This is a genomic window from Belliella baltica DSM 15883 (genome assembly GCF_000265405.1).
Taxonomy (GTDB): domain Bacteria; phylum Bacteroidota; class Bacteroidia; order Cytophagales; family Cyclobacteriaceae; genus Belliella; species Belliella baltica.
Window position 1 is genome coordinate 751,172 of record NC_018010.1, and the last position, 22,382, is coordinate 773,553.

The 22,382-nt window shown below is 35.7% G+C and carries 22 protein-coding genes; 15 read left to right on the top strand and 7 right to left on the bottom strand.

Annotated elements, in window-relative coordinates; all coding sequences use genetic code 11:
- Nucleotides 1–28 precede the first annotated feature (28 nt).
- The 5 genes from BELBA_RS03495 to BELBA_RS03515 all read left to right on the top strand — a co-directional run bounded on the left by BELBA_RS03495 (nt 29) and on the right by BELBA_RS03515 (nt 5,833).
- Nucleotides 29–487: a hypothetical protein gene (locus BELBA_RS03495; protein ID WP_014771371.1), complete on the top strand. Its 459-nt coding sequence runs from the start codon at nt 29–31 to the stop codon at nt 485–487.
- A gap of 269 nt (nt 488–756) precedes the next feature.
- Nucleotides 757–3,369 (top strand): ATP-dependent chaperone ClpB, encoded by a 2,613-nt coding sequence (clpB, locus tag BELBA_RS03500; protein ID WP_014771372.1) that lies wholly within the window; start codon nt 757–759, stop codon nt 3,367–3,369.
- 212 nt (nt 3,370–3,581) lie between these two features.
- Entirely contained in the window at nt 3,582–4,124 is a 543-nt protein-coding gene (locus tag BELBA_RS03505; RefSeq protein WP_014771373.1) for an RNA polymerase sigma factor, read from the top strand.
- Nucleotides 4,114–4,782 (top strand): hypothetical protein, encoded by a 669-nt coding sequence (locus tag BELBA_RS03510; protein WP_014771374.1) that lies wholly within the window; start codon nt 4,114–4,116, stop codon nt 4,780–4,782. Before BELBA_RS03505 ends, BELBA_RS03510 begins: the two co-directional genes overlap by 11 nt.
- Entirely contained in the window at nt 4,769–5,833 is a 1,065-nt protein-coding gene (locus tag BELBA_RS03515) for a hypothetical protein (RefSeq protein ID WP_014771375.1), read from the top strand. The genes BELBA_RS03510 and BELBA_RS03515 overlap by 14 nt, the downstream gene beginning before the upstream one ends.
- Nucleotides 5,834–5,895: 62 nt before the next feature.
- Here BELBA_RS03515 and BELBA_RS03520 read toward each other — a convergent pair whose 3' ends face one another.
- Nucleotides 5,896–7,143: an NAD(P)/FAD-dependent oxidoreductase gene (locus tag BELBA_RS03520; RefSeq protein ID WP_014771376.1), complete on the bottom strand. Its 1,248-nt coding sequence runs from the start codon at nt 7,141–7,143 to the stop codon at nt 5,896–5,898.
- A 343-nt stretch (nt 7,144–7,486) separates the two neighbouring features.
- Here BELBA_RS03520 and BELBA_RS03525 point away from each other — a divergent pair, with 343 nt between their 5' ends.
- A complete protein-coding gene (locus BELBA_RS03525) occupies nt 7,487–8,698 on the top strand; it encodes an ATP-binding protein (RefSeq protein WP_041779501.1) in 1,212 nt (403 codons plus the stop codon).
- 75 nt (nt 8,699–8,773) lie between these two features.
- On the opposite strand, the gene BELBA_RS03530 is transcribed toward BELBA_RS03525, so the two are convergent.
- The 6 genes from BELBA_RS03530 to BELBA_RS03555 all read right to left on the bottom strand — a co-directional run bounded on the left by BELBA_RS03530 (nt 8,774) and on the right by BELBA_RS03555 (nt 14,557).
- A complete protein-coding gene (locus BELBA_RS03530) occupies nt 8,774–9,772 on the bottom strand; it encodes a 4-hydroxyproline epimerase (RefSeq protein ID WP_014771378.1) in 999 nt (332 codons plus the stop codon).
- A gap of 42 nt (nt 9,773–9,814) precedes the next feature.
- Nucleotides 9,815–12,343: a cytochrome c biogenesis protein CcsA gene (ccsA, locus tag BELBA_RS03535; protein WP_014771379.1), complete on the bottom strand. Its 2,529-nt coding sequence runs from the start codon at nt 12,341–12,343 to the stop codon at nt 9,815–9,817.
- A gap of 18 nt (nt 12,344–12,361) precedes the next feature.
- Entirely contained in the window at nt 12,362–12,778 is a 417-nt protein-coding gene (locus BELBA_RS03540) for a cytochrome c maturation protein CcmE domain-containing protein (protein WP_014771380.1), read from the bottom strand.
- Between the two features lie 69 nt (nt 12,779–12,847).
- Nucleotides 12,848–13,096: a CcmD family protein gene (locus tag BELBA_RS03545; RefSeq protein WP_014771381.1), complete on the bottom strand. Its 249-nt coding sequence runs from the start codon at nt 13,094–13,096 to the stop codon at nt 12,848–12,850.
- A complete protein-coding gene (gene ccsA, locus BELBA_RS03550) occupies nt 13,093–13,773 on the bottom strand; it encodes a cytochrome c biogenesis protein CcsA (RefSeq protein WP_014771382.1) in 681 nt (226 codons plus the stop codon). Before ccsA (BELBA_RS03550) ends, BELBA_RS03545 begins: the two co-directional genes overlap by 4 nt.
- 118 nt (nt 13,774–13,891) lie before the next feature.
- Nucleotides 13,892–14,557, bottom strand: a complete 666-nt coding sequence (locus tag BELBA_RS03555) for a heme exporter protein CcmB (RefSeq protein ID WP_014771383.1) — start codon at nt 14,555–14,557, stop codon at nt 13,892–13,894.
- 292 nt (nt 14,558–14,849) lie between these two features.
- Between BELBA_RS03555 and BELBA_RS03560 the strand changes: the two genes are divergently transcribed.
- The 9 genes from BELBA_RS03560 (at nt 14,850) to BELBA_RS19575 (ending at nt 22,128) form a co-directional block, all read left to right on the top strand.
- The gene (locus tag BELBA_RS03560; RefSeq protein ID WP_014771384.1) at nt 14,850–15,209 is read left to right on the top strand and encodes a DUF2200 domain-containing protein; all 360 of its coding nucleotides are present in this window, start codon (nt 14,850–14,852) and stop codon (nt 15,207–15,209) included.
- A gap of 164 nt (nt 15,210–15,373) precedes the next feature.
- The gene (locus BELBA_RS03565; RefSeq protein WP_014771385.1) at nt 15,374–15,721 is read left to right on the top strand and encodes a hypothetical protein; all 348 of its coding nucleotides are present in this window, start codon (nt 15,374–15,376) and stop codon (nt 15,719–15,721) included.
- Nucleotides 15,721–15,981, top strand: a complete 261-nt coding sequence (locus tag BELBA_RS03570; RefSeq protein ID WP_014771386.1) for a hypothetical protein — start codon at nt 15,721–15,723, stop codon at nt 15,979–15,981. Before BELBA_RS03565 ends, BELBA_RS03570 begins: the two co-directional genes overlap by 1 nt.
- Nucleotides 15,982–16,315: 334 nt before the next feature.
- Entirely contained in the window at nt 16,316–18,199 is a 1,884-nt protein-coding gene (gene htpG / locus BELBA_RS03575; protein ID WP_014771387.1) for a molecular chaperone HtpG, read from the top strand.
- 599 nt (nt 18,200–18,798) lie between these two features.
- Entirely contained in the window at nt 18,799–19,038 is a 240-nt protein-coding gene (locus BELBA_RS03580) for a hypothetical protein (protein WP_014771388.1), read from the top strand.
- A gap of 229 nt (nt 19,039–19,267) precedes the next feature.
- Nucleotides 19,268–19,819, top strand: a complete 552-nt coding sequence (locus BELBA_RS03585; protein WP_157466049.1) for a hypothetical protein — start codon at nt 19,268–19,270, stop codon at nt 19,817–19,819.
- A 732-nt stretch (nt 19,820–20,551) separates the two neighbouring features.
- Nucleotides 20,552–20,782: a hypothetical protein gene (locus tag BELBA_RS03590; protein ID WP_014771390.1), complete on the top strand. Its 231-nt coding sequence runs from the start codon at nt 20,552–20,554 to the stop codon at nt 20,780–20,782.
- A 47-nt stretch (nt 20,783–20,829) separates the two neighbouring features.
- The gene (locus BELBA_RS03595) at nt 20,830–21,912 is read left to right on the top strand and encodes a hypothetical protein (RefSeq protein WP_014771391.1); all 1,083 of its coding nucleotides are present in this window, start codon (nt 20,830–20,832) and stop codon (nt 21,910–21,912) included.
- Between the two features lie 69 nt (nt 21,913–21,981).
- A complete protein-coding gene (locus BELBA_RS19575; protein WP_157466050.1) occupies nt 21,982–22,128 on the top strand; it encodes a hypothetical protein in 147 nt (48 codons plus the stop codon).
- The last annotated feature ends 254 nt before the right edge of the window (nt 22,129–22,382 follow it).

The following is a 22,382-nucleotide window of genomic DNA, read 5'->3' on the forward strand; positions in this document are numbered from 1 at the left end:
ATATTTTAATCAAATAAATCTTAATAACATGAGAAACTTTAAAATACTCGTAGGAATATTTTTATTCGGTCTTTTAATCAATTTAGAGGGCTTGGCACAAAATGAAAAATCAGAAAATCAGCAGTCTAAGCAAGAAATGAAAGAGGCAAAGCAGGCTGAAAAAGAAGCAAAAAGAGAACTGAAAGCTCAACAGGCAGAACTAAAAAGAATTCAAGCCGCAGAAAAAGCTGAAGCAAAAAGAGTGAAAAATTTAGAAAAAGCTCAGAAAAACTATGACAAGGCTTTAACCAAAAGACAAAAAGCCGAAATTAAATTTGCAGAGCAAAACCTCAAGATTGAAAAAGCTATCCAAAAAGGCACCACCAATGAAAAAATTGCCAAAATGGAACTCAAACAAAAGCAACTAGAGATCAATGTGGAAAAAGCAAACTCAGAAATCTCAAAATTTGAAAGAGAAATCAAACAATATCAAGCCAAAGAAAATTAAATAAAAAAAGCTCACAAAAGTGAGCTTTTTTTATTTTTATATTTTTTGTTGATACCATTTTTAGCTGAAGTTCGACACGAGAAGCATCGGGTCACTTGTCTCTTCAAAACAAGCTTAAAAAAACAAAAAACTCCTAACTCCTGTCAAAAAGTCTTGATTTGAAGCTGTTTAAGGATATTTTTCAGACATTTTTTCCGAATAATTGCTCTGGTTGATCATTTGATGAGATGATTTCAAATAGCCACAGCAACAGAAAAACTAACAATAAAATGGATTTCAAACAATTCACTATCAAATCTCAAGAGGCCATTCAAAAGGCAGCTGAATTGACTTTAGCAGAACAACAGCAAGTCATCGAGCCTGCACATATTTTGAAAGGAATCTTTTCAGAAGATGAAAATGTCACTGATTTTATCTTTAAGAAATTATCAGTGAATAAAAATCTGATCGCCCAAAAACTGGAAGAGATTATCAAAAGCTTTCCAAAAATAAGTGGTCAACAACCGTATCTATCCAATTCGGCTAATCAAGTACTTACAAAAGCCAAAGATTACCTTAAAACTTTTGGTGACGAGTTTGTTGCGATCGAGCATTTGCTTCTGGCAATACTTAATGGATCAGATAAAGCAGCGCAACTATTAAAAGATCAAGGGTTGACTGAAAAAACTCTGATCGAAGCAATCAAAGAACTTAGACAAGGAAACAAAGTGACAGATCAAAATGCAGAATCAAAATACAGGGCATTGGAGAAATACTCCAAAAACCTGAATGAAATGGCCAAAAAAGGGAAAATAGACCCTGTTATTGGCCGTGATGAGGAGATAAGAAGAGTCTTACAGATTTTGGCAAGAAGGACCAAAAACAACCCGATCTTACTCGGAGAGCCGGGCGTGGGTAAAACCGCCATTGTGGAAGGCCTAGCACAGCGAATAGTAAGCGGTGATGTCCCAGAAAACCTCAAATCCAAAACATTGATTTCTTTGGATATGGGTTTGCTGGTAGCTGGAGCAAAATACAAAGGAGAATTTGAAGAAAGACTCAAAGCAGTCATCAAGGAAGTGACAGATTCAGATGGAGAAATTATCCTTTTCATAGATGAAATACACACGCTAATTGGTGCTGGAGGAGGCGGAGAAGGTGCAATGGATGCAGCCAATTTGCTTAAGCCGGCTTTGGCTCGTGGTGAACTGCATGCCATCGGAGCGACTACGCTGAAAGAATATCAGAAATATATAGAAAAAGACAAGGCGCTCGAAAGACGATTCCAATCCGTAATCGTGGACGAACCAGATGCAGCTGATGCAATTTCTATTCTAAGAGGAATCAAAGACAAATACGAGCTTCATCATGGTGTTCGTATCAAAGATGATGCGGTAATTTCAGCAGTAGAACTTTCACAACGCTATATTTCTGATCGGTTTTTGCCTGACAAAGCCATCGATTTGATGGATGAAGCCGCAGCGAAATTGAGAATGGAAATCGATTCACTCCCTCAAGAATTGGACGAGCTCAATAGGAGAATCATGCAGCTTGAAATCGAGCGAGAAGCCATCAGAAGAGAAAATAACAAAGACAAAGAAACAGTCCTCAGCAAGGAAATCGCAGATCTTTCTGAAAAAAGACAAAGTGTCAAAGCCAAATGGGAAAGCGAAAAAGCTGTCATCACCGGTATCAGAAGAGAGAAAGAAAATATCGATAAGCTCAAACTGGAAGCTGAACAAGCTGAGCGCTCGGGAGATTTTGGAAAAGTAGCAGAAATCAGGTACGGCAAGATCGTAGATTCGGAAAAAAAACTGGAATCTTTCAAAGATCAATTGGAAGAAATGCAACAAGGTTCTCCACTACTCAAAGAAGAAGTCGATCATGAAGATATTGCGGCCGTTGTGTCCAAGTGGACAGGAATTCCTTTGAGCAAAATGATTCAAAGTGAAAGAGAGAAACTCCTTCACCTCGAAGATGAATTGGGAAGAAGAGTAGCAGGTCAGCGAGAAGCAATCGTAGCACTTTCAGATGCTGTGAGGAGAAGCAGATCAGGTCTTCAAGATCCAAAGCGACCTATTGGTTCCTTTATTTTCATGGGAACAACGGGAGTTGGAAAAACAGAATTGGCAAAAGCCCTTGCAGAATATCTCTTCAATGATGACAATGCCATGGTCAGGATAGACATGTCAGAATATCAGGAGAGACATGCAGTTTCCAGACTTGTAGGAGCACCTCCAGGCTATGTTGGATATGATGAAGGTGGACAACTTACGGAAGCCGTTAGAAGAAAACCATATTCTGTTGTCTTGCTTGACGAGATTGAAAAAGCTCATCCTGATGTATTCAACATCTTACTTCAAGTATTGGATGATGGTCGCTTGACGGATAACAAAGGTAGAATCGCTAATTTCAAGAATACGATTATCATCTTGACGACTAATATTGGCTCTACGCTAATTCAAGAAAGATTTGCTGAAATAGAAGAATGGAACAAAGAGGAAATATTGGAAAAAACCAAATCGGAAGTTTATGATCTTTTGAAGAAATCTGTAAGACCGGAATTCCTGAATAGAATTGATGAAACGATTATGTTTGAACCATTGAATAGAGGCGTCATTAGAAAAATTGTCGATATTCAATGGAGAGAAATCCAAAAAAGACTAGAAGAGGCAAATATTGAAATCGATGCCACGCCAGAGGTTTTGGATTATTTGGGAGAAGTCGGTTTCGATCCTCAATTTGGTGCAAGGCCGTTGAAGCGAACCATGCAGCGCCTGATTCTGAATGAGCTTTCCAAACAGATTTTATCGGGATATATCAAAAATGATTCAGCCGTCTTGGTTGACTTGGATGCTGAAAAACAAGTGTATTTCAAAAATATAGATAGTGTGGTGGTTTAATGGATTAGGAAAAGATTGAAATCTTAAATAATCCAGATTGATTAGAATGTTGATTGATAAAAGCCTCAGGGAGATTCCTTGAGGCTCTTTTTTGAATTGCTCACTATTTTATAGTTAATTTTTACTCTTTTATACAATTTTTAGTTTTCTTCAGACAACCATTTTCGACTTCATTGCATTTATCCGATTGTAAGCCAATAAGATTATAAATTTTGATCCACTTCGACCTCATCAAACAAGCAAAAAAAGGAAAGCATCAAGCTCAGAGAAGCATCTTTGAGGAATTGGGCAAGCCTCTATTCATGCTATGCTTGAGGTATGTGAGAAATCAACATGATGCAGAAGAAATTCTTAGCATCACATTTACCAAAGCTTTTGAGAAGATATCAAACTTCGATTTTCAAGGCGAAGGATCATTTGAGGCTTGGATCAAAAAAATCACGGTCAATGAATGCCTGATGTTTTTGCGAAAGCAAAAAAATGCACCATTAATCATAGAACCTGACGAAAATGTGGCTGAACAAAGTGAATCTGCTTTGGACAAACTCAAAAGTCAAGAACTCTTTGAATTGATCTTGAAGCTACCAGAAGGTTATCGGACCATCTTCAATTTGTATGAAATAGAAGGTTTTTCACACGCAGAAATAGCGGAGAAACTAGGAATCAACATCGGGACTTCTAAATCCCAATTGAGTAAAGCAAAAGCATACTTGAGAGAAATCATCATCAAACTTGGACTAAATCATGCATCCTAATAGAAAAAATATAGATCGAAAGGTAAATCTTCCCGAAGGAATAAATTTCCGAGAAGATGTGATTTGGGATCAAATCAAAAGACCGAAGAAAAACAAAAAGCCAGTATTTCGGTGGTTTGCAGCGTCCGTAATTTTAATTGTTTCGATTGGACTATTCTTGTTTTCAAATTCCGCGAACTTTAAAGAAGATCTTTTATTGACCACTACTTTACAACAGGAAATTGGCATCCTTCCTATTCCTGAAATACAAAAAGTAGAAGCTGATGAAATTGTGGAAAAAGCAAAACTGAGTCAGGAATCAAATATTCCTCAATCAAAATCTAAGCCTTCAATCATGAGAGTAGAAAATGTGGAAAACAAGGAAGTTGATCGCTTCATTGCAGATACAGAGGAAATTGAAAAAGAAATACTTCAGGAAATTCAAGTTGTAGAACCAAAACCAGTAAAAACCCAGCTTAGCCCTGCAGCTCAGCGCTTGCAGGCGAGTTTGGATAAGGTCAATCCAAAATCAGAATTCAAGGAGAAAATTATCCTCCAACGGATGACATTGGCAGAATTTCTAGGTGCCAACAGAAATTTAGACTTAGCTAAGGGAAATAATATAAATCAAGAGTCAGTTTTAAGCACTTTAATTCGTGGTAATTATGAGAAAAATTAATTTAGTATTTATCATTCTTTCTATGCTCTCGATACAGCGAACAATTGCACAGGAAAAGATTGCTGAAAAAAGAGACTATAAGTTATTTAAAAGCTCCTACAATCAAGAAGATTTAATTCTAAGAAGAGTCAATGATACATTAAATGTATTCTTTGAGAATGAAAAAAAGCTTTCTTACTTATGGTCAAGTGTTGGGGAATTTGAAAATTTCCCAGGATTTGAAAAACATGTTGACTCTCTTATTGAACTGTTTAAAGAAATCGGCTTGGATTTCGAAAACAATAATTATTATGTGAGGTACAGCCCAGAGACCTCACAATTAATTTACGAAAATCTTCCCAATGTAAGATTTAAAAAAGATGGAAATCAAGCCATTCCAATTCATCGACACACTATAAGATTTACTAATTACGCTGGTATGACAGATATAGAGCTTTATCTCGGTGAAATAGATGAACTTTTAATCTTAAAAGACGCTGGTATCACAGAAATGGTTAGAAACCTAATGCTTGAAAAAGACTGGTTCAAAAAATATGAAAAAGGACTCTTTAATAAAGATTTAAAAATCAGTGCTAGCGGAGAAAAAGAAATAATAACTTATTATAATCTAGAGGATTCAAAAAGCTTAAATTTCAATTTTGATATTGGTACTCAATTTATCAATAGTTACTTCCCCTTAACAACTGAATTTTCTTTATTCTTAGATTTTGGGAAAAGGCAAAAATGGATAACGAGATCAAAGTCAGGCATTGAATTATCTTGGATAAATTATGCTTTTGTTCAAAAAAATGAAGGCTCTGGTTTTGAATTTAATAGCGATTTCTTTTTAACTGGAGGCTGGAGGGCTGGTGTCTTAGATTATACTACAACAATTAAATACGGCAGAATGATTAGTTCAAATCATGCAAGCACCTTCTTTGGTGAAAGAAATAATCTTTTAGGATTTGACTTTCAAATCAATCCACATTTTAAAATTTCTTATAACAATCACTTCAAAGACTTTAAAACTGATTGGATATCTACAATTGGAGTCAGCTATAGGTTATTCTAAGATTTTATAAGAGAATAGTATAAAGGTGAGGTAAATAATCAGAAACTTAAACTCAATCAGAATTATTGATACCTCCCCACTCCAAATCCATCAATCAGAATCCCTGTGGCTTCTTTTTGGTGGATTTGGCATAGGAGTTTGCCGGTACCGGGAGCCATGCTGATTCCCATCATTCCATGACCTGAACCTACCAAAACATTTTCCAATCCTGGAGCCTGTCCGATATAAGGTAAGCCATCAGGGGAACAAGGTCTCAAGCCTTTCCAGACCTCTTCATGATTTGGAAACTTGGACTGAAAATCAGGATAAAATCGGTTTATCGATTCGAAGATTCCTTTCACTCTGTTGATATTAATATTTTCATTCGTCCCGGCGATTTCCATCGTTCCACCGAAGCGGACTTGATTTCCATAAGGACTTACAGCAACTTTCATCTCAGTTAAGATAGAAGCTCGAAGGATTTCAGGTTGATTTTCTTGAACGAAACTATAGCCTTTCCCTCCCATCATGGGCAGTTTGAATCCTAACATTTTGGCCAACTCACCTGACCAAGCACCTCCGCAGAGGATAAATTGATCACCCTCTATTGCCCCTTCAGGAGTAATGACTGCGCTGACTTTAGCTCCTTTTTTCTCAAAACCCAAAACCGATAAATTAGATTTGAAAGTAACACCCTTTGATTTGAGATAAGTCTTTAGATAATTGTACAAAGCGGAAGGAGACAAATGCGCATCACCGGGAAACAATATTGCTCCACGCGCTTTAACTTTCAGGTTTGGTTCTACCTGTGCAATATCGTCAGGTGTAAGAATTTCAGCTTCCAAGCCATGCTTTCTAGCTAAGTGCGCAAATTCAATTTCCTCTTTTTCCACTTCAGGAGTTTGATAAAGCATCATCAATCCCTTTTCGACTAAACCCAGCTCTGCATCGGCATGTTTTGTCTTGAATTCTTGATAAAGTGATTTGCTGAGCAAACTGATATTTTTCAAAAAAGGGATACTTTTCTCTACATGTTGCGGATTGGCAGCACGATAGAACAACCAAGACCACTCAAGCAGTTTTCTATCCAATCGTGGATGAATGTAAAAAGGACTTTTGGAAGAAAACATCCAGCTGATTCCCTTAGAAATCATCCCTGGAGCAGCCAAAGGAATAATATGGCTTGGCACGATCATCCCGGCATTTCCCGTAGAAGTAGTTACCTGCATGTCACCTTTGTCCACAATGACTACCTCCACTCCTTCTTCTACCAAATAGTAAGCTGTAAAAAGCCCAATAATGCCTCCGCCGATGATGATGGTTGGTTTCATAGTTTATTGTACAATGTATAATGTACCATGTACCAAGACATGGATTTCATTTAAAGAAAGTTAAGGATTTTGGCTGTTTGCTCTAACCTTCTTTTCCTCAAGAAAGATAATGTTTTTTGGAAAAATAGAGTTAGAAAAAATTATTGAAGGGTAATATTTGGTTTGATAAGGTTTAAGAATTGATCATAAACTCTTGATGATTTTCAGGTGCTCATTCCTACTAATGGTAAAATTATCGGATAATTTATCTAATGTAATAGTAAAAATATCGGATAATTTACCTAGTATAATAGTGAAAATATCGGAAATTATATTTACTATTGTCTTAAGAAGGATGAATATTATGAAAAGAAAATTATTTGAAAAACTTTTGAGGCATTGTTCGAAAAGAGAGTTTACAATACTAACAGGAGCAAGGCAAACGGGTAAATCTACCCTGCTGAAAGATCTTGATAAAACACTTAAAAATAAAGGCGAGCCTACAGTATTTCTGAATTTAGAAAATAAAATCCTTTTGGAGGAGTTAAATAATTCTCCATTGAATCTATTAGCATATTTACCTACAGTTGAGAAAAAAGTAACTTTTTTTATAGATGAAATTCAGTACTTGAATGATCCTTCAAATTTTTTGAAATTACTTTATGATGATCACAGTTATCAAGTCAAAATTGTCTGCAGTGGAAGCAGCGCTTTTTTCATGGATAATAAATTCAAAGATTCTTTGGCTGGAAGAAAAAGAATATTCAGAATCAACACCTGCGATTTTGAAGAATTTTTAATGCTGAAAAATAAAAAAGAACTATTGACTGAAATCATAAGAATTCAAGAAAATAAGAATTATAAGTCAGTAAAAACAGATCTATTAAGACTAGAATGGGAAGAATACATGCTTTATGGTGGATATCCAGCTGTAGTGATAGAGCCAGATTCGAATGAAAAAAAAGAAATTCTCAAAGAAATAAGAGATTCATTTGTAAAAAGAGATATTCAGGAAGCTGGAGTCAGAAATGAAGATACTTTTTATCAATTGCTCAAAATATTAGCTTCTCAAACCGGCCAATTGGTCAATGTCAATGAATTAGCCAATACACTAAGGACTAGGAATGAAACCATCCAAAGCTACCTAGAAGTAATGCAAACCTGTTTCCACTTAACATTGGTAAAGCCTTTTTTTGCCAATTTGAGAAAAGAACTTACTAAAATGCCAAAAGGATACTTGATGGATACAGGTTTGAGGAACTGTCTGATCAATAATTTTCAGCCTATAAATATGAGACTAGATAAGGGAGAGCTTTGGGAAATGACCGTCTTTAGAATGTTGGTCGACAAGCATGGGGAGGATGCTATCCATTTTTGGAGAACTGCAGATGGCAAGGAAGTAGATTTCATTATTCCTGACTTGCAGTCTCCTCTTGCTTTAGAATCCAAATTTGATCGCAATCAAATCAAAGCCAAAAAATATAATTACTTCCAAGAAAATTACCCCAATTTTAATTTTGAGTTTGCTACGCTCAGCCCTTGGAGTGAGGATTTTTTTAGGATGGAACACGGATAACGCGGGTTAAGCAGATGGTCGCAGATCAAAAATCCGTGTTCATCCGCCAAATCAGCGTCTTCCGCGTTCCATTCTCTATATCACCTGAAATCCATGTACATAAGGATCATCGTCATCAAGAATGATGGTATTATAACCATAGACTTTTGCCCAACCTTCTATGCTTGGGATGATCGCCGGCTTTCCTTTAATCTCGATAACTTCTTCTATCCTTCCTGTAAACTTTGAGCCAATAAAACTCTCGTGGATAAATTCATCACCAGGCTTCAGCCAACCCTTTGCATGCCATTGAGCCATTCGTGCGGAGGTTCCGGTGCCACAAGGTGACCTATCGATGGCTTTTTCTCCATAAAAAACAGCATTTCTAGCCGTACTAGATTCTTCTAAGGTTTTTCCAGTCCAAAGCACATGAGAGAGCCCTTTGATCTGAGGATGCTCAGGATGGACAAATTCATATTTTTCATTCATCTTTTGACGAAGATTTCTTGCCATGGATATCAACTGCTCGGCTTTGTAATGTTCCAATCCATGGAAGTTTTCCTGTGGATCTACAATACAATAAAAATTGCCTCCATAAGCCACATCCACGATAAGTTTTCCCAGATCATCACTTTCTATCTCCAATCCTTCTGCTGCCAAAAAACTCTTGACATTCGTCAACTTGACAGAAGTGACTTTCTTTCCTTCCTGCTTGTACTCCACCAAAACCAACCCTGCCGGAGCTTCCATTCTAAGAAAACCAGGGTTTTTAGGCTGAATCAATCCTTCCTCAATGGCAATGGTAATCGTCCCGATAGTTCCATGTCCACACATCGGGAGACAGCCCGAAGTTTCTATAAAAAGTACCGCAAAATCATTTTCAGGGTCATGTGGAGGAAAAAGCATAGAACCCGACATCATATCATGACCCCTTGGTTCAAACATTAGCCCAGTTCTTATCCAGTCCAAGTGATCTAAAAAATATTGACGCTTTTCAAGCATATTACTCCCTTTTAGAAAAGGAACTCCGCCAGCTACGACTCTGACTGGATTGCCGCAAGTATGGGCATCAATGCATTGGAAGGTTTTTTTCATATTAGATAATTGAAGTACTGTAGAAATATTCTATTTACCAGATTACTCCAGACCTTTATCTCTCATTTTCGAGAATTCATCATATCTTCTATAGATCGCCACGCAGAATCCAATCAACATGATGATTGTTCCAATCCACAAAACATTAATCTGTGGTTTAACAATGGCTTTCAAAACCACATAGTCTTTTTGATATCTGTTAACAGTGAAGACAAACTTATCATTTTCAGGTAAAATGTTCGTCAATTCCACTTTGACACCCAGTTCGTTTTCGATAACAGGAATTCTTCCTACCTGATTGTTTCTGATGATAAAAATAGGTTCAAGTACTTTTTCCACATCATAATCCTGAATGACAAGTCTAGCCTTGACTGCAACATCTCCATCAAAAAGCTGCATCCCATCAAGCTCTTTGACTACATCTGCACTTTCGAACTTGGTGACCATATCAGAAACATAGAAAGTTTCTCCTGGTGATACTTCAAATACTTCATCTTCTCTCCAATCAGGATCATCAAAATCATTGACCACAGATACAAATGTATATAAATCCTTATTCAAGAATCTTCTAGAATCTGGAGATGAAATCAAACCCATTGTGGTATTGTATTGTGCCATCGGACTCAATGAAAATGCAAATTGATCACCTTTATAATAATCAATTTTGTAATAATCATTTTCTTCAAGGACAATTTGTACAAATTCACCTTCTCTATGATAGGTTTTTCCATCTACAACGATATCTCCCAATGCTATAGCTTGGTTGACTCCATCTGCTTTTTTCAACAATTTTGCATCAACAAGCCCTGGCACACCTGCAACTTTCTTTTGTCTACCTCTATAAATCGCCGTGTAATCTTTGATCTGAGTAGGCTTATTAATCCAAAGTAAAACATGCTCTTTGTTGATTTCATCTTCAAAACTATTGCTATAGGTCAACCCAGATAAGTTGTAAGAAATCACTTCAGAATAACCTGAAGAAAACATCACCCCTATCAAAATCATACCTAAACCAATATGTGCCAAGGAACCACCAGCCAGTTTGAATGTAGACTTTTTGAGAAGCTTGAATAAAATGGTTGCATTTGCAACTATGGTAAAGGAACCAGCAAGAACGACAATAATATAACTGACATCATATACTTTCCCCCAGACAATTATTACAGCGGAAATCAAAACAGATATAATATATGGCATTACCAAAGTTTCTTTAAGGGTTTTGCCATCGATTTTATTCCACCAGAAAAACTGACCTACAGCTGTAAGTAATGCCAAAGCTACCGCAAACCACAATTGAAATTTTGTATAAAAACCAACTTGATCAGCAGGAGGTGCCATATTGGAAATCCCTCCAAAACTCTCTACTAGAGCATTCCATACAGGAATAGAAGTTGGTAAAATCACTTGAAATGCCATCAGCCCCAAAGTAGTCGCACCGATGAATATCCAAAATTCTCTAGAATATACAGAAGCTTCTTTTTCTGAACTTGGAATATGCTTCCAAGCTCTTATCGATAAGAAGATTGCGACTACTAAAAAGAACAGCATATAAATCAACAGCTGACCAGAAAGCCCTAAATCTGTAAAAGAGTGAACTGAAGAATCACCCAAAACACCACTTCTTACTAGAAAAGTAGCGTAAAGAACTAAGATAAAGGAAGCAATCACCAAAACTATGGATGTTTTCAAAGCTGTACTGCTTTTCTTGAAAGTAATCATGGTATGAATACCCGCTACCATGATTAACCAAGGCACATAAACTGCATTTTCTACAGGATCCCAGTTCCAATAACCCCCAAAATTCAAGGTAACGTATGCCCAATAAGCACCCATGATTATCCCCATACCTAAAATCATTGCTGAGAATATCGCCCAAGGTAAAGCCGGACGAATCCATTCTGAATATTTTTTGGTAGCTAGACCTGCCATCAAGAATGCAAAGGGCACCAAAGTACTCGCATATCCCAAAAACAAAGTCGGAGGATGGATCACCATCCAAATATTCTGAAGCAATGGATTCAATCCAGTTCCGTCTTCTGGAATAAAATCTGGATTCATCTGGAAAATTGGTGCAGATACAGCATCTCTAAGCAATATAAATGGTGAACTCCCAATCTTCAGATCACCAATCACCACACCTAAAATCATTGAGACCAAGAAAGCTTGCACCAAGGCAAAAACCACCATAACAGGTGCCTCCCAAGATTTATTGGTATGAATAATAACCAAACCAAGTACGACATTCCAAAAGATCCAAAGGATAAATGCACCCTCTTGACCTTCCCAGAAACTCGAAATCATATAATGTACAGGCAAAGCCACGGAGGAATGTGAGTATGCGTAGAAATACTCAAATCTATGACTATATATAAGCTCAAAAAGTGAGATTGCTATAGTCACGCTAGCTGCTGAATGAATATAGAAAAGTATTCTGCTGAAATTTCTCCAATTCCCTTTTTCAAGCTCGGAAGCTACACTGTATTTATAATAGGAAAAGGCCGTCACTACTGCGCTGACAAAAGCAAGAATAGTAGCAAAATGGCCTAAATTACCCACAAAGGTATTTATCATATCTAATCTTAATCAAATTTACATTCCGGCAGTATTCACTTCCGTTTCTTGGTATTTGGATGGGCATTTCATTAAAATCTTATCTGCCATAAAGATCTCGTCAGATTTGTAAGAACCAATGACTACGACTTGCTCTGACCTGTGAAAATCCGCTGGAATTGGCTCGTTATAAAAAACTTTTTGTTCAGTCCCATCATTATCCACCATCATGAAATAGAAAGAGGTCTTATTTTCATTCACTTCAATCCCTTCAACTTCACCCAATTCACTTTTCTTCAGTTGGCCCACTACGTGGATTGCCTTCTCATCACCCTTCATTTTCATTTCCTTAGCGGTCGCAAAACTCTCATAAGTACTCGCATCGCCCAACATAGAAACTATAATCACTATGGCTATAGCAATGATTCCAAGTCCTAAAATGTGCCCCTTTTTCATAATTCAGTGAATTTAATATATTGATTGCTTTTTATCCCTTTTGATATTTTGAGTAAAAAACAGCATTTTTTATTTTTCTTCTTTAAGCAATTTTTCTAATCGGCTTACTTTCCTATCAGTTGCAATGATATAAACCAAGATTCCAGCAAAAACAATCCCGATCACACCTACTAGTACGTAAATTTTCCCCTCTGACCGCATGACATCTGCCATTTCAATCTTTGAATTATTGTAATCGTCTTCTGTGATAGCAATTTTCTCTTGAGCCATTCCTTGAAGGCTGATAAGGAGAAATAATATTATAAACCACTTCTTCATTTTAATTGGTTAATCAGTTTGTCTTCTATTTTTCTTTCTGCTCTTCGAAGCCTTACTCTAACAATGGTCAACCATGTCCCAAGAAGCGTCCAAGCAATGACTGCTGGGTAAAACACCTTTCGAAGATTGCTGTCCATGTCATAGGCATTGAAGCCAGGATTTCCACCATTCCCTGGATGAAGGCTATCTGTCAGTCTTGGTAATACGAAAATCAAAGGAATGAAGGCAGCAAAAGCAAAAATATTATAAACAGCTCCTATTCTTCCCCTCTGTTGAACATCTGTAAGTGAATTTCTTAAAATCAAATAGGCAAAGTACATCAATAAACCAATCGCAGAAGCATTTTGCTTCGGATCTCCACTCCAATAGTCGCCCCAAGTGAATTTGGCCCAAAGCATTCCAGTCACTATACCCAACACTCCGAAAAGAATTGCTGCATTGGTGAATTCTATAGCGATATCATCATTTCTCAAATCATTTGTTCGAAGAAATTTGATGCTATAAATCACTGCCACCACCAACATGATGATCATCCCAAACCACATGGTTACATGGAAATATAAGGCTCTGATAGTTTCGTTGAGGATAGGAAGTCGGGGAACATCGAGTAAGAGACCTGCTACGATAGTATAGGTAAGTAATACTATCGTAAGAATTTTCCACCAGCTTGATTTCATGTATTTGATCTTTGCTTTTCAAGCGCAAAAATAAGGCATAAGTTCCTGATTTCTGTGCTTTTTGTTACTTATTTGAGCAGTTCCAAAGGAATGTCGATAAATTGATGAATTTTCAATATCAACTCCTCCATAAATAAGGAAATAAGATATAAGCTGTGGCAGAAATAATGGCATTGATTGCCAATAAGGTGACGATTTTGTCCACACTGACACTCCAGTCCAATCCATCTATGGCGTTTTTGGATACACGTATGGTCATCAAAAGTATGGGGATAATTACTGGGAAGCTCAAAATAGCCATCAAAGTGGCATTATTACTAGCCTTGGAAGCGATACCAGATACCATCGTCAAACAAGCAGAGAAGCCTAAAGAACCAAGCACCAAGTTCAATATAAATAACCCTTGGTCTTGCACAGGATTCCCAAGAATCACACTAAAAACCAAATAACCCAATAACGCCAAGACCAAAGTCAAAACAGCGTTATAAACAATCTTCGAAACAATAATAGCCTCTGGTGAAGCTATCATATAATAGTACAATTGCCGTCCCTGATGCTCTTGCACAAAACTTTTGGCCACGGCGTTCACTGCTGAAAAAAGAATAATAATCCAATACAAGGCATTCCAAGTAGGTATTCCAATATTTCCCTGCTTGGCTCCCACACTCAAGTACGTAATAAAAACTGCTGAAACTACATAAAGCAAAATCCCATTGAGGGCATACTTCTGACGCCATTCTAGCGTGAGTTCTTTGAGGACAAGTGTTCGTATTTGATTTAACATGATGTCTTATTCAAGGTCAAAGTTATGAAAATGATAGATATAAGGTGGATTTAGATAGGAAATAAGGTAGATATAAGGTTGAAATATGATAGAAATAAATTAAACACAGCTTTTAAACTTGTTTCCTGATAAGCAATACATATTTACCACACAATCATAGCACCATGTAAATATCTATTTCAAAATTATTCTCAAAGCATATTTCACGAACCTGCCTGCATTTTTGGAGATTATATTTCCACTTTATTTCAAAGAATCCTAAATTTAAACTCCCTGAAAAATAATATAGATTATGATTCCTACTCCAGAACACAACGAAAGAATGGCAAAAATGACCTTTGCTTCGGTCTATCCACATTATGTTGCCAAAGTGGAAAAGAAAGACAGAACCAAAGAAGAACTGCATGAAGTGATCACCTGGCTGACAGGATTTGATGATGAGAAGATTCAGACCTTGATCGATGAAAAGGTTACTTTTGAGCAGTTTTTTGCACATGCAAAGCTACATCCGAATGCAGAAATGATCACAGGAACCATCTGTGGCTACAAGATTCAAGAGATTGCTAACCCACTCACAAAGCAAGTTCGATACTTAGATAAATTGGTGGATGAACTTGCCAAAGGAAAGAAAATGGAGAAGATATTAAGGTGATATTGAAAGGTATTGGGATATTTTTCAATATCTTGATATACATGGAAATAAATAGAAATAAGGTGGGAATACTTTGAAATATTAGATTGAGAAAATTCTTTTGAATTTAGTCTAAATCCATTACCTTGAAGTCTTTATTTAGTTGATCCACGAAAAGTAGATTTATGGATTTCTTTAAAAAACACATTATAACAATTTACCGAGTAGCATTATTTTTAGTTTTAGCGGCTATAGTTCTTGGCTATTTCATTGATTTCGGAGATGAAATAGACGCATTGATCAGAACCATCATGTTTTGTTTAATCGGAATTGCCTATTTGACTTTTGCTTGGGCTTTTGACAAACCTGCGCTTAAACTCACCTTTCTTAGTTGCGGGATTTATGTGATCATCATGAACTTTCTGCCTGATTTTGAAATCAAATCAATCATAGGCATCATCTGTATTGTAATACCATTTATACTTATACGAATTTTACCTGATGAAGAAGACAAAGAAGACTCTTTAATATAATGAAATACACTACCATCTTCCTTGACAACAAGAAAATAGAAATTTTCAACTCACTTTTAGGTAAAGAAACCATAAAAGTAGATGACCAAATTGTTTCTTCAAAGTACTCCATTTTCGGTGCTGACCATCATTTTTCCTTAAAAGAAGAAGAGAATACAAATCATTATCAATTCAAATTCTCATTGGGAATCAATGGAATAGTCTATGACTTCTACAAAAATGGCAAACCCATCATAGAATCGGAAAAGGAGGTTGCTTGACTTTTCTATTAATCTTCCTAATGTTCACAATAGGAATTACACTAGGTATCTTAAAAGCTAAAGGACTTATATAATTTCTATTTCAAAAGTATATCCCTAGTATCAACTAATATCACAAAGTAAATATCTACCAATATCGCCAAAGGCTAATATCCACTAACATCAAGATATTTTACCAAGCCTGTCTACCGAAAGGAAGAGGCATGTTTCTACATATTTCACGAAATATATTTCTTTTTAAACTGCCAAAATGACACTTTTCACCCTTTGGAACAAGCATTGATAAGGCTGTATTGTCAAAATTGTTTATCAATAATTAAAATTCAATATAGCTATGCAGGAAAAAGGAACCATCTCGATACATACCGAGAATATTTTCCCGATCATCAAAAAGTTCTTATACTCAGACAATGAGATTTTCCTTCGTGAATTGGTATCCAATGCGGTAGATGCCACCCAAAAAATCAAAAGATTGGCCACATTAGGTCAATATACAGGAGATCTTGGAGATACCACTGTGGAAGTGGCTTTCGACAAAGACAAAAAGACCATCACCATCTCCGATAGAGGACTTGGGATGACAGCCGAAGAGATCAAAAAGTACATCAATCAAATCGCTTTTTCTGGGGCTACTGAATTCGTAGAGAAATTCAAAGACGCCAAAGATGCCAATGAAATCATCGGTAAATTTGGTTTGGGTTTCTACTCGGCATTTATGGTGGCGCACACTGTGGAAATCAACTCCCTTTCTTACCAAGAAGGCTCTGAGCCTGCCAAATGGACGTGTGACGGAAGTACATCTTTCGAAATTTCCGAAGGCAGCAGAACAGAAAGAGGAACCGACATCATCCTTCACATCAATGAAGAGTCCGAAGAATTCCTAGACAAGTGGAAACTTCAAGGAATCCTTGACAAATACTGCAAATTCCTCCCTGTCACGATCAAGTTCGGAACAAAGACCGAAAGTGTGGAAGATGGTGTGGATGAAGAAGGTAAGAAAAAATGGAAATCTGTAGAAGTTGACAACATCATCAATACTACTTCACCGATCTGGACCAAGTCTCCAGGTGATTTGACTGACGAGGAATACCTTGCTTTCTACAAGGAACTCTATCCAATGAGTGAAGACCCGCTTTTCTGGATTCACTTGAATGTAGATTATCCGTTTAACTTGACCGGAGTCTTGTATTTCCCGAAAGTGAAAAATGACTTCGATTTCCAGAAAAACAAGATCAAGCTTTACAGCAGACAGGTGTTTATCACGGACGAAGTGAAGGACATCGTTCCTGAATTCTTGATGTTGCTACACGGTGTGATCGATTCTCCAGATATTCCATTGAACGTATCGAGAAGCTTCTTGCAGGCTGATGGAAATGTGAAAAAGATCAACAACTACATCACGAAGAAAGTGGCGGATAAGTTGGCGGAGCTTTACAAGAAGGACAGAAAAGTTTACGAAGACAAATGGAATGATATTGGCCTTTTTGTAAAGTACGGAATGATTTCTGAAGAGAAATTTGCTGAAAAAGGAAAAGATTTCGTCTTGCTGAAAAACACAAAAGGTGAATTCTATACACTTCCTGAATACAAGGAGAAAGTAAAGAGTATCCAAACTGACAAAAACGAGCAGACGATCTATTTATATGCTACTGATATCAATAAGCAAGATGCATTTATCCAATCTGCAAACAAAAAAGACTATGATGTCTTGGTGATGGATTCTCCGATTGATAGTCATTTTATCCAGCACTTGGAAGGCAAGGAAGAGAAGACACAACTAAAGCGCGTAGATGCTGATGTAGCAGAGAAGTTGATTCAAAAGGATGATGCATTTGCAAATTTACTTTCTGAAGAGCAATCCACTAAAGTGAAAGAAATCTTCGAAAAAGCGATTGACAACAAATCCTACAGTGTAGAAATCGAAGGCTTGAATCCTGAGGAGCTTCCGGTAACTGTGACGATGGATGAGTTTATGCGAAGAATGAAAGACATGGCTGCAACAGGCGGTGGAATGGGCTTCTATGGTTCACTTCCTGACAACTACAAAGTAGCCATCAACGGAAACCACAGCGTCATCGACAAAATCCTCAAAGCCGAAAGCGAAGAAGAACAAACCAAGCTTGCAAAGCAATCTTTCGACTTGGCACTCCTTGCTCAGGGCTTGTTAACAGGTAAGGACTTGACTGAGTTTGTGAAGCGTTCTGTTGGGATGATATAAGTCTGACTCTCGCGAAGTAAGGCTGAGGTGCAGAGGGCGCGGAAGTTTTGTGCACGCTGAGACGCAGAGAAAATATGAGTTTTAAAAAACCCCGGAAACATCTCCAATAGATATTTCCGGGGTTTTTTGTTTTAAGGGGTAAACTCCAAATAATGAGGCAAACTCCTAATGCTTTCGTTTTTACAAAGAGCGCTTTTGTAATAATTATTATCACAACCTTATCCAAATTCATTCCATAACCAAATATAATATCGGGTTACTAATTGATAACAAGTCAATCTTATCTAAAAAATTAGACTTAGGGGCAGATAACTAAAGCATTTTGCCACTTATTTCATAGTACTGTCATCCTATTTACAATAAAATAACATTTATCATCATAATATTCATTTTTAATCTATATATCGGATAATTTTATGACGATTTATTACTATTCCTATGTAAAAATTTTTCTAACTGAAAATCAACCACTTATCTAATATCTTGAATTAATTTTTTAAGTAAAACTTGACTTTTAATTAGGGGGGGGTATGTTTAGTGCAAGTTTTTGGCGCTAAAAGCTTTTTAATCTATTTATTAACAAATTTAATTTTATTAAGATGAGAAAGTTAATTACAAAATTCATGTCATTCAATCTAGCGATTGCATTTGCTTTGGGACTTACATTTATGCCAAATAGTGCTGAAGCTAGCGCATTTGGAAAAGATTGTGAAACCACTCAAATAGAGGTAGAGCCTGGCTCTTGCCCAAAAACAAAAACAGTTTGTAAACAAAAGTTTCTATGGATAACAGTAGGGACAGAGGTCAGTTATGACTTTGATTGTTCTGCTTTATTATAAAATTAAATGGGGGAATTCATCCCCCATTAATTTATCAATTTGACTATTATAAAAATTAGCATCCATGGTAATAGTTAACCCAATAGATTTGATCACTTAGTTAAATATTAAATAAGAAGAAACAATGCTTACTGAGGACTTCCTTAAGATCATAAACTTACTCACTCTGATCTTTATATTAACCTGTAGATTATCACTTGCCCAAGATTTATCTAGTCAAATTATTGAATTGGAAAAGGTTGAAGTCAAATCTGAGGGATTTCAGCTTGTGAATAATCCCAACTTTTCTAAGAAAAACGTAAGAGTAGGCGTTAAAGGTGAAGCTGTGGTTGTTTCCATTTTAAATCTAAATAAGGTCAAGGATAAAAATTTGCAAGGCCTAGAATTTTTCTTTAATCATAAGTGGTATACAGATGGAGTGGAACGATTTTTAATTCGTCCTGTAATTTATGGTGATGCGGATGGAAGGCCAGGAGAACTTTTATTTGAAGACAACAAATCTTATAGCATTAACAAAAACCTTAATGAGAGATTTTTTATAGACTTAGTGAATTATAATTTAAATTTTAATGAGTTTGAACAAATATTTATAGGTTTCCAACTTCTAAAAGAAACTGATATTGAATTAGAAGAGGATTTTAATTTTGTTATGAATGAAGTCAAATCAAAAACACCTCTTACCTATCTGAAAATTTCCTGTTTGACTTGTAATTTCTTTCCAGACACACCAACTAAAAACAAAAGTATAGTTTTAAAATATATCGCTTTTTTTTCAAAGTAGGATCAAAGCCGAAAGCGAAGAGGAACAAACCAAACTTGCCAAGCAATCTTTCGACCTTGCACTCCTTGCTCAAGGCTTGCTAACAGGTAAGGACTTGACTGAGTTTGTGAAGCGATCTGTTGGGATGATATAAGTCTGGCTCTCGCGAAGTGCACCAAGGAGCAAAGTGTGCGGAAGTTTAGTGCACGCAGAGACGCAGAGAAAATTTGAGTATTACAAAACCCTGGAAATATCTATTGGAGATGTTTTTGGGGTTTTTTGTTTTAATAGGTAAACTCCTAATAATGAGGTAAACTCCTAATAATTTCGTTTTTACAAAGAGCGCTTTTGTAATAATTATTGTCACAACCTTATCCAAATTCATTCCATAACCAAATATAATATCGGGTTACTAATTGATAACAAGTCAATCTTATCTAAAAATTAGACTTAAAAACAGATTAAGCAAAGAGTTTTACCACTTATTTCTTAGTACTGTCATCCTATTTACAATAAAATAACATTTATCATCATAATATTCATTTTTAATCTATATATCGGATAATTTTATGACGATTTATTACTATTTTAATAAAAAAATTTTTCTAACTGAAAATCAACTACTTATCTAAAATCTTGAATTATTTTTTTAAGTAAAACTTGACTTTAAATTAGGGGGGGGGTATGTTTAGGTCAAGTTTTTGGCGCTAAAACCTTTTTAATCAATTTATTAACAAATTAAATTTTATTATTATGAAAAGTAAAATGTTTCTTTTTCTCTTTGGATTATTAGCCTTCATAGGGATCGGTATTTTCAATCTAAATGCAAATGCTCAATCTTCACTTGAAGGTGGGGGCACAATGACTTGTGTTTTGGATAGAGACAGTATTTCAGGGGATGAATGGATGATTTGCGCAATGTATGATTGTCCCGATGGTTCAAGACAACAAGTTTGTAATTTAAGAGAAGTTATTGTTCACTAATTAAAAAAAGCGTGGTATCCTTACCACGCTTTACTCTACTTAAAAATATGAGAATTTCACTTTTGATTATTTTGATTATTTTGAGTTCCTGTAATATTAATAATAAGGAACTCCTTGAATTACCGATAAATATAATTTCATCTGATACAGTATTGATTAATACCAAACAGGTGATTTTTAATAATTCAAATTTTATTTTAGACAAGAACTCAGAATTTTTGACCATTCAAGATGATAGAAAAATATTGATTCTTAATTTTAAAGATATGAAAATTCTGGAAAATCTTGATCTAAACACATTGCAATTTGCTCTACCAGAAGTCAACTTGAAAGGAGTAAATTATGATCCTGAAACCAAGAATATACACTTATTTTTTCCTGATAAATCAAAAGTAATTGTTTTAAACTCTCAAAGAGATAAATATCAAGAAATAGAATTATCAGGCTTAGAAGACGAAGAACATGAGTTTTTTAATTATCAAGAGTCTTTCTATTACTTGTCAGAACAAATGTCTTATGTCACTGGAATACGTAGCAAGTTTAGAAATACTGACATTAGAAAATATATAAACACATCATCTTTTGTGGGTGTTTTTAATGCAATTGATGGAAGATTACAAAATGTAATGGGTGGATTTCCTCAGGAAAGAAAGAAAGAGCCAATTGATGTTTTAAGTAGGGGTCTATTTAGATTTAATATTAAGGGTAATAAAATTTTCATAAGGCAATCGTTAGGAAGTCCTCTAATCGAAATTTTTGATACAAATGGAAATTTAATCAAATACTCTAAAATTTATAGTAGTGCATTAGATTATAAATTATATGAGTATCAAGGAGGGGAAATTGGTTCAAGCAAAATTGGAGATAGTTATCTATCATTAATACCTATAGATGATCAATTTATAGCATCTATGGCTGTTAAATACCGAGATGAAAATATGGATATCAATGAAGACCATGGCTTTCTATTGATTGAAGATTCAAAAAATAATATTATTTATTCAAAAGAAATCTACCCCTATCAAAAATTGATTCATGCAGATAATGAATCGCTATACTTTATTCGTGTTCACCCAAATATTGATGAACTTATTTTAATTAAACAAAAATACACCCTTCAAAATTCTTAGATTTTTCCCTTTACCAACTTTATTTACATTAGACTAGGGAATAAATTTTTAAATTACAAAACTGACGAAGTGAACTTATCAACAATCAATCCGAATGTCAGCAATTTTACGATTCCGCTCACTGGGAAACTCTTGATCAAAGCCAAATCACAAAGCAGTGAGGATTTGATGGATTATTATTTTTTGGAAGTTGCGACACTTAAAAAGGACTCATAGTATCAAATGATACTATCAAAAAGATGAAACTGAGAGACTCAATTTATTTTTAGAAACTTTGTAAGGGGATTCTACGAGTAAACAATATCCCAAACATTACCAAGACTTGTCACCTGCGAATACCAATAGAGATTTGAAAAATGGCGTTAGATTGAGTTTTATGGAAAAATTTGAAAATTTTACTTTACATTGGTTCGATAGTGATGTAAATTTGCGTCAAATGTTTTAATAATGACCATTGTAGGAAGACAAGA

What these genes read in the sequence shown, in the direction of transcription:
- BELBA_RS03495 (WP_014771371.1), top strand. Translation starts at nt 29, where the DNA reads ATGAGAAACTTTAAAATACTCGTAGGAATATTTTTATTCGGTCTTTTA.
- clpB (WP_014771372.1), top strand. Translation starts at nt 757, where the DNA reads ATGGATTTCAAACAATTCACTATCAAATCTCAAGAGGCCATTCAAAAG.
- BELBA_RS03510 (WP_014771374.1), top strand. Translation starts at nt 4,114, where the DNA reads ATGCATCCTAATAGAAAAAATATAGATCGAAAGGTAAATCTTCCCGAA.
- BELBA_RS03515 (WP_014771375.1), top strand. Translation starts at nt 4,769, where the DNA reads ATGAGAAAAATTAATTTAGTATTTATCATTCTTTCTATGCTCTCGATA.
- BELBA_RS03520 (WP_014771376.1), bottom strand. Translation starts at nt 7,143, where the DNA reads ATGAAACCAACCATCATCATCGGCGGAGGCATTATTGGGCTTTTTACA.
- BELBA_RS03525 (WP_041779501.1), top strand. Translation starts at nt 7,487, where the DNA reads ATGAAAAGAAAATTATTTGAAAAACTTTTGAGGCATTGTTCGAAAAGA.
- BELBA_RS03530 (WP_014771378.1), bottom strand. Translation starts at nt 9,772, where the DNA reads ATGAAAAAAACCTTCCAATGCATTGATGCCCATACTTGCGGCAATCCA.
- ccsA (WP_014771379.1), bottom strand. Translation starts at nt 12,343, where the DNA reads ATGATAAATACCTTTGTGGGTAATTTAGGCCATTTTGCTACTATTCTT.
- BELBA_RS03540 (WP_014771380.1), bottom strand. Translation starts at nt 12,778, where the DNA reads ATGAAAAAGGGGCACATTTTAGGACTTGGAATCATTGCTATAGCCATA.
- BELBA_RS03545 (WP_014771381.1), bottom strand. Translation starts at nt 13,096, where the DNA reads ATGAAGAAGTGGTTTATAATATTATTTCTCCTTATCAGCCTTCAAGGA.
- ccsA (WP_014771382.1), bottom strand. Translation starts at nt 13,773, where the DNA reads ATGAAATCAAGCTGGTGGAAAATTCTTACGATAGTATTACTTACCTAT.
- BELBA_RS03555 (WP_014771383.1), bottom strand. Translation starts at nt 14,557, where the DNA reads ATGTTAAATCAAATACGAACACTTGTCCTCAAAGAACTCACGCTAGAA.
- BELBA_RS03560 (WP_014771384.1), top strand. Translation starts at nt 14,850, where the DNA reads ATGATTCCTACTCCAGAACACAACGAAAGAATGGCAAAAATGACCTTT.
- BELBA_RS03565 (WP_014771385.1), top strand. Translation starts at nt 15,374, where the DNA reads ATGGATTTCTTTAAAAAACACATTATAACAATTTACCGAGTAGCATTA.
- BELBA_RS03570 (WP_014771386.1), top strand. Translation starts at nt 15,721, where the DNA reads ATGAAATACACTACCATCTTCCTTGACAACAAGAAAATAGAAATTTTC.
- htpG (WP_014771387.1), top strand. Translation starts at nt 16,316, where the DNA reads ATGCAGGAAAAAGGAACCATCTCGATACATACCGAGAATATTTTCCCG.
- BELBA_RS03580 (WP_014771388.1), top strand. Translation starts at nt 18,799, where the DNA reads ATGAGAAAGTTAATTACAAAATTCATGTCATTCAATCTAGCGATTGCA.
- BELBA_RS03590 (WP_014771390.1), top strand. Translation starts at nt 20,552, where the DNA reads ATGAAAAGTAAAATGTTTCTTTTTCTCTTTGGATTATTAGCCTTCATA.
- BELBA_RS03595 (WP_014771391.1), top strand. Translation starts at nt 20,830, where the DNA reads ATGAGAATTTCACTTTTGATTATTTTGATTATTTTGAGTTCCTGTAAT.